The 6,602-nt window shown below is 57.8% G+C and carries 6 protein-coding genes; 2 read left to right on the forward strand and 4 right to left on the reverse strand.

Annotation, left to right across the window (positions count from 1 at the left end; all coding sequences use genetic code 11):
• The first annotated feature begins 118 nt into the window (after window positions 1-118).
• Window positions 119-1,072 (forward strand): ParA family protein, encoded by a 954-nt coding sequence (locus ACTHV6_RS09690; protein WP_441387255.1) that lies wholly within the window; start codon window positions 119-121, stop codon window positions 1,070-1,072.
• Between the two features lie 11 nt (window positions 1,073-1,083).
• Window positions 1,084-2,562 carry a ParB/RepB/Spo0J family partition protein gene (locus ACTHV6_RS09695; protein ID WP_441387257.1) on the forward strand — a complete coding sequence of 493 codons (1,479 nt, stop codon included), beginning with the start codon at window positions 1,084-1,086 and terminating at the stop codon, window positions 2,560-2,562.
• A 129-nt stretch (window positions 2,563-2,691) separates the two neighbouring features.
• Here the strand turns inward: ACTHV6_RS09695 and ACTHV6_RS09700 are convergent, their stop codons facing one another.
• The 4 genes from ACTHV6_RS09700 to trxB form a co-directional block, all read right to left on the reverse strand.
• Complete coding sequence (locus ACTHV6_RS09700) at window positions 2,692-3,648, reverse strand: D-alanine--D-alanine ligase family protein (protein ID WP_441387258.1); 957 nt, start codon at window positions 3,646-3,648, stop codon at window positions 2,692-2,694.
• Window positions 3,649-3,682: 34 nt separating this feature from the next.
• Window positions 3,683-5,029 (reverse strand): aminotransferase-like domain-containing protein, encoded by a 1,347-nt coding sequence (locus tag ACTHV6_RS09705; protein WP_441387279.1) that lies wholly within the window; start codon window positions 5,027-5,029, stop codon window positions 3,683-3,685.
• 100 nt (window positions 5,030-5,129) lie between these two features.
• Window positions 5,130-5,492 (reverse strand): TlpA family protein disulfide reductase, encoded by a 363-nt coding sequence (locus tag ACTHV6_RS09710; protein WP_441387260.1) that lies wholly within the window; start codon window positions 5,490-5,492, stop codon window positions 5,130-5,132.
• 125 nt (window positions 5,493-5,617) lie between these two features.
• Window positions 5,618-6,562 (reverse strand): thioredoxin-disulfide reductase, encoded by a 945-nt coding sequence (gene trxB, locus ACTHV6_RS09715; protein WP_441387261.1) that lies wholly within the window; start codon window positions 6,560-6,562, stop codon window positions 5,618-5,620.
• Between the last annotated feature and the right edge of the window lie 40 nt (window positions 6,563-6,602).

The following is a 6,602-nucleotide window of genomic DNA, read 5'->3' on the forward strand; positions in this document are numbered from 1 at the left end:
GTGAAGACGGCTCTGCTTACGTATTCCGATCACGAAGTGGAAAGTGGCAGGGGGTGCGTTCAAGCTGAACGCGACGGAAGCCACCGGTAGACTGTATCGGACGGAAAGAAAGGGCGTTATGAGCGATCCACGCAAGTTGGTCAGGCCTGACGGGCCGGGTCACGTGTCCTCGGATAATGACTGGGATAGATTTGTTAGCCCAGATTCACCCCTCGGTAGTGCACTGGCTGAAGATCATAAACGGTTGGCAGAAATCGGCAGCGAACAGTTTAAGAAGCCCGCGCATACACGCATCATTGCAGTTGCGAACCAGAAGGGTGGGGTTGGAAAGACAACAACGGCTGTCAATCTGGCTGCTGGCCTTGCGATGGGCGGGCTCCGCGTCCTCGTCATTGACGATGATCCGCAGGGCAACGCAACGACGGCACTTGGAATCGAGAACAGAGACGCTGTCCCTACCTTGTATGACGTGCTGACGGGTAAGCAATCACTACTGTCGATCATTCGGCCAACGGAGGCCCTTCCGAGCCTGTACGTTGCTCCGTCGAACATCAGCCTGTCATTAGTGGATGTAGAGCTTGCCGATGCTGACGATCGCAGGCTTCGCCTGCGAAACAGTCTCAACGAGTGCCTCTCCAACCTTCAAGTGCATGGCAAGCCAATGGACTACGTGCTCATCGATTGTCCACCGAGTATGTCACTGCTTCCCATCAATGCTTTGGTTGCGGCGAACGAGGTGTTGATACCAGTTCAGACCGAGTACTACGCTCTCGAAGGCCTTAGCCAACTATTGCGCACGATCGAAGCGGCGAAGAGTGCGGAGAACCCTAGCCTTCGGATTTCGACGATCCTGCTCACCATGGTCTCTAAGAACACGAACCTGAGTGCAGAGGTTGCGGCGAATGTGCGAGAGTATTTCCCACACGAAACTCTTGAGACTGAGATTCCGCGCTCAGTTCGATTGGCCGAATCTCCGTCCTACGGCGAAACTGTCATCACCTATGAACCACGATCCCCGGGTGCAATCGCCTACCGCGCAGCTGCCCATGAACTAGCAGAGCGCGCTCACTAAGGAGTATGGATATGGCAGAACGTAGACGGGGTTTGGGCCGGGGGATAGGTGCGCTCATTCCGGACAGCCAACGTGAATCGAAAGAACGCCCAATTGACGTATTCTTCGGTGGCCAGGCGGGTAAGTCTGGAGCCGAAGCGGAAAGCGCTGGGCTACCCGGCGTATCGAGTACAGAAACGCTGGCCGACGATACCTCCGCAGAAGTGAAGCCGGATGCACTTGTTGAGGAAGAGGCCGCCAACACGGCGGCGCAGCCAGCAACGGCTAACGCGCATCAGGCCGAAGTGCCCAAGAAGCGTGCTGGTGGCGAGTCCACCTCTAAGAAGGCGAGCACTAAGAAGCCGAGTGCTAAGAAGCCGAGCTCCGACATAACGAGCAATGAGAAGTCCAGCTCTAAGAAGATCAGGACGAGCAAGGACGACGTCAGGCGTACTGCTACTGATGATGCGGGCACTGATAACACGGGAACCGATGACGCCGGAACCGACAAGGCAGGCGTTGATCAGAACACGCCGACAGTCGATCCCAGCAATAATGCGGCCGCGGCCGCAGGCAGTGTGCGGGACCGGAGCGCGTCCCAGACAACGCCGGACGGCGAAGCTGGCAAGGAGGCAGACGAGGGACTCGTTGCCGTCCCTGGCGCCAGCTACGCCGAACTTCCCTTAGAGGAGATCATTCCAAACCAGCGCCAGCCACGTTCGGTTTTCGATGAAGATGAGCTAGAAGAGCTCGCCGCATCGATCAAAGAGGTGGGCGTTCTTCAGCCGATTATCGTACGTCCACTGACTGAGCCCGTTACTGGGCATCCAGAAGTGGCTTACGAGCTGATTATGGGCGAACGGCGATGGCGTGCGGCTCAGAAGGCGGGGGATCAGGACATTCCGGCGATCGTCCGCCGCACGGCAGACGAAGACCTCCTCCGCGATGCGCTGCTTGAGAACCTCCACCGTGCCGAGCTCAATCCCTTAGAGGAGGCAGCTGCCTACCAACAGCTGCTTGAGGACTTCCACTGCACGCAGGAAGAGCTAGCCAAACGAATTGCCAGATCGCGGCCTCAAATCACGAACACCCTGAGGTTGATGAAGCTACCACCACTCGTCCAGCGCCGGGTGGCAGCTCATGTGCTGTCGGCCGGGCATGCTCGCGCACTGCTTGGCCTATCGGATCCCGCGGGTATGGAGCGGTTGGCCCAACGGATCGTGGCAGAGGGCTTGTCTGTTCGCCAGGTGGAAGAGATCGTGGCGATGGGGGAGGAGTCAGAAGCGCCAGCCCCGCGCGTCAAGCGCGCTCATCGGTTCGCTCCGCAGCTCTCGGACCTCTCCGGCGAGCTTGCTGAGCGTTTCGATACGAGAGTCAAGGTGAACATGGGCCTGCGCAAGGGCAGCATCAAAATCGATTTCGGGTCAATCGAGGATCTCAATAGGATTCTCGATGTGATGGCACCGGAGATCGCGACTGTTGATGTTGATGCGGAGCAGGAGCAGGAGTAGGAATCTGCCATACGCACAGATCAGCCGCAAATAAAGACTAGCGACAAATAGAGACTAGATACAGAGATGGGGCGCTTCAACACCAGCGGGCTGTGGTGTTGAAGCACCCCATACTCAATTCGAGCAGTGCTACTTCCTGGCTACCTCGGCCAGTAGATCCAGATAAAGCTGCGCTGGTTCTACCCCACGGGAAGCAGCTTCGGCTGTGACGGCTTGAGGAAGAAGTGACGTCTCTGTGGTTCCCGGTGCAACATTGATATCAATGAACACGGGTTCGCCATCATCCCTGATAATGAAATCGACGCGCGAGATGTAGCTCAAGCCGAGTTCGCGATGGCAGCGTACGGCGATCTCACGTACGGCTTCCAGCTGCTCATCGGGCAGCCGCGCGGGTACAAAATACTCCGAGCGGCCAGCGTTGTAACGGGCATCGTAATCATAAGGCCCGTCAGTCGCGATTTCCACGGGCGGCAAGGCATACGGCTCGCCGTCGATATTCATAATGGATACGGCCAACTCGCGCCCCTCAACGTACGATTCAATACGCGCATGATCGGAGTAGGCGTAGCAGTCCACCATGGCGCGTGGAAGATCGGCTGCGGAGTGCACGATCGTCACGCCCAGCGCAGACCCACCGGAACCAGGTTTCACCACAAGAGGGAAGCTGTAATTCGCACTGATCAGTTCCAGAACGGGAGCCACCCCAATCTCCCGGAAGAGTGCCGATGGGATGGACATGGAGCGCGGCACGCTCACGCCGATCCGGCTCACGAGAGCGGAGGCCACTGCCTTGTCCGATGCGAGCCGTGACGCACTAGGGGAGGAGCCAACGTAGGGAACACCCGTCAGCGAGAGAAGATCCTGCAGAGACCCGTCTTCCCCGGTGGAACCGTGAATCAGCGGCCAGATGACGTCTGGTGACATCGCTTTGATGTGCAGCAAGAGCGAAGCATCTACGTCAAGAAGCTTGACCTGCATACCAGCTTCCCGGAGCAAGGTTGCCATGCGCCGGCCCGAATGGAGTGATACCTCGCGCTCGTGGGTCAGACCGCCGGCGAGAATAGCTACTGTGATGGGATCCGTCATTGGTGCTCCTCAGCTTACGTAGAATCGGGTTCCGTTACTTAAGATCGGGCTCTGGCATTTCGAGATCTGATGGGCGGCTGCTGTGGGACTCTTTGACCCCGAACATCTCCACAACCTCGAGTTCATTCTGTATCACCACGGACAGGCGGCGAACGCCTTCCTCGATAGATTCGGGGGTGGGGTAGCAGAAGGATAAGCGCATGTGATCGTGGCCCTGGCCATCAGCATAGAACGCTGTCCCGGAAACGTACGCCACTAGTTGAGTAACTGCGCGGGGCAGCATGGATTGAGCGTCAAGGCCCTTCGGAAGCTTCACCCAGGTGTAGAACCCACCCTCGGGCTGGTTCCACTCACACATCGGCAGATGGGTTTCGAGTGCCTTCTGCATCGCTTGCCCGCGTTCGTGATAGACCTCGCGGTACTCCTTGACCTGCTGATACCAATCGTAGGTTTTCAGGTACTCCGCAATGGAGAGTTGCCCGAAAGTACTGGGGCAAAGCAGGGCATTCTCGTTAGCCAATAGGATCCGCTGGGTAACTGCGGACGGCGCCAAAGCCCATCCGACGCGATATCCGGGAGCGAAGGTTTTCGAGAAGCTCCCGAGATACACAACTCCATCGGGATTGATGCTTTGCAGAGCCGGGAGTGGATCGCCTGCAAACCCGAGCAGGCCATAAGGATTATCTTCCACAATAAGGATGTGGTGCCGCTTGCAGATCTCGACAATCTTGGGACGCCGTTCTGCGGATAGGCACACACCCGCAGGATTATGGAAGTTCGGGATTGTGTAGAGGAACTTGATGGGCTGCCCCGCCCGCTCCAGATCAACGATCGTTTGCTCGAGCGCATCGGGTACCAACCCGAATTCGTCCATGGTCACATGCACTACGTTGGCCTGATAGGCGCGGAATGTCCCGAGTGCTCCCACGTAGGACGGTGCCTCAGCAAGAACTACCTCGCCAGGGTTGATGAAAACTTCTGAGATGAGATCAAGAGCTTGCTGCGACCCTGTGGTAATGGTGATGTCATCCGGATGTGCACGGATGCCATCGGGGCGCATCACCTCCGTGATCATCTCGCGAAGTTCCTCTTCGCCCTGCCCGCCTCCGTACTGGAGGATCTTCGTGCCGCGATCCCTAATGAGGCGCGCTGTCATGTCAGCTAAGAAATCGAGTGGCAAACCGGCGATATTCGGCATGCCGCCCGCCAGCGAAACGACCTCAGGACGATTCGCTACAGCGAACAAGGAGCGCACTTCGGATTGCTTCATTCCGAGCGCTCGGTCAGCGTAGGTGTTGTACCAAGGATCCAGACGAGTGCCGGCGGCGGCGGTGTTCGCTTCTTCCACGTGACCGGTGCTCCTGTTCTCCTTGGTGCTCATCATGCGCCCCTTTTCCAATGGTGTGATTCTCTAGGGTGTATCTAGACTCAGGCTCTACCAATTCTGTAGGTAATGCGAATCAAGCATTAGTCTGCCACGGTCAGGGCCCTTCGTGCTTGGTGTGGACGCCCAGAGCGTCAGCGAGTTTACGGCGTATGGCCAATTTTGGAAGCTGCCCTACGAGCCGCGTCACCTCGGTCCCCGTGCGTGCACCTCCGCGTAGCAGCAGCATGCTGGGAACGAACGTGACGGTTTCAAGAATGCTCGCCCCCACCGTGGTGGGGATGCCGCTCTGCGCGTTCTCTTCCTCTTCATCAATGTCTACAACGTCACCGCGCAGCTCCACATCGGGATAGAGCCGTGAAAAGTCCCGAAGGGTCTCCTCAAAGATCGGCAGCATAGCCGTGCCCGGATCACACCACTGGGCGGTGACAAACAGAAGGGTGTATGCGTCCCTACTCATGCTGGATTTCCCCGCCTTCCGTGTCGGAGACTAGGTGTGTTCGCCCAGTCGCGTCGAAGGTTTCGCTCCTTCCCCCTCGTGTTGGGGACTAGGGGGATGTCACGAACTGCCGCAAATTCGTGCCCTCAGCCTTCGAGATCCTCGAGGTACGCCTGAGCATCCAGCGCCGCCTTGCAGCCGGTTCCGGCAGCGGTAATCGCTTGCCGGTAGTGGTGATCCACGACGTCTCCGCAGGCGAATACGCCGGGTAGGTTGGTGGCAGTTGACGGCTCGGCAGCAATAACGTAGCCAGATTCATCAAGATCCACTTGACCAGATACGACTCCCGAGCGCGGCTCGTGCCCGATGGCAACAAACAGCCCAGATGCGGGAAGCTCAGACTGCCCGCCGGTCACTGTATCTTCGAGTACCACCGATTCGAGCTTGCCATCGCCAACAAGGTCAGCTACACGGGAGTTCCAATGCATGGTGACTTTATCGTTGGAGAGAAGGCGATCAGCCATGATCTTAGACGCGCGCAGTTCATCGCGGCGGTGGATCACGTGCACGGTGCTAGCAAAACGAGTGAGGAACAGGGCTTCGGTTGCCGCAGAATCTCCGCCGCCAACAACAACTACTTCTTTGTCCTTGAAGAAGAATCCATCGCAGGTAGCGCAGTAAGAAACGCCCTTGCCGGAGAACGCCTTCTCGCCTTCGAGGCCGAGCTTCTTATACTCCGAGCCCAGTGCAAGAATGACAGACTTTGCCAGATAGGTGCCATCGTCCGTGGTGATCTTCTTGATTTCCCCGGTCAAGTCCAGATCCGTGGCATCCTCGTAGCGTACGTCCGCCCCAAAACGTTCGGCTTGAGCCTGCATCTTATCCATAAGATCAGGGCCCATCACAGCTTCGGGGAAGCCTGGGAAGTTCTCTACTTCCGTGGTATTCATGAGCGCACCGCCCGCTTCGAGCGTGCCAGCCAGTACGACGGGTTCGAGTCCGGCTCTAGCCGTGTATACGGCGCTAGTCCATCCGGCGGGGCCTGAACCGACGACGACGACGTCAAGCACCTTCTGATTCTCTTCGCTCATTTCTTACCTTTCATTGGTCTCCACATGGGCAACGCCGTGC

This window comes from Ancrocorticia sp. (assembly GCF_052089425.1).
Lineage (GTDB): Bacteria > Actinomycetota > Actinomycetes > Actinomycetales > Actinomycetaceae > Ancrocorticia.

Coding starts and splice junctions, on each gene's coding strand:
- ACTHV6_RS09690 (WP_441387255.1), top strand. CDS start 119: ATGAGCGATCCACGCAAGTTGGTCAGGCCTGACGGGCCGGGTCACGTG.
- ACTHV6_RS09695 (WP_441387257.1), top strand. CDS start 1,084: ATGGCAGAACGTAGACGGGGTTTGGGCCGGGGGATAGGTGCGCTCATT.
- ACTHV6_RS09700 (WP_441387258.1), bottom strand. CDS start 3,648: ATGACGGATCCCATCACAGTAGCTATTCTCGCCGGCGGTCTGACCCAC.
- ACTHV6_RS09705 (WP_441387279.1), bottom strand. CDS start 5,029: ATGAGCACCAAGGAGAACAGGAGCACCGGTCACGTGGAAGAAGCGAAC.
- ACTHV6_RS09710 (WP_441387260.1), bottom strand. CDS start 5,492: ATGAGTAGGGACGCATACACCCTTCTGTTTGTCACCGCCCAGTGGTGT.
- trxB (WP_441387261.1), bottom strand. CDS start 6,562: ATGAGCGAAGAGAATCAGAAGGTGCTTGACGTCGTCGTCGTCGGTTCA.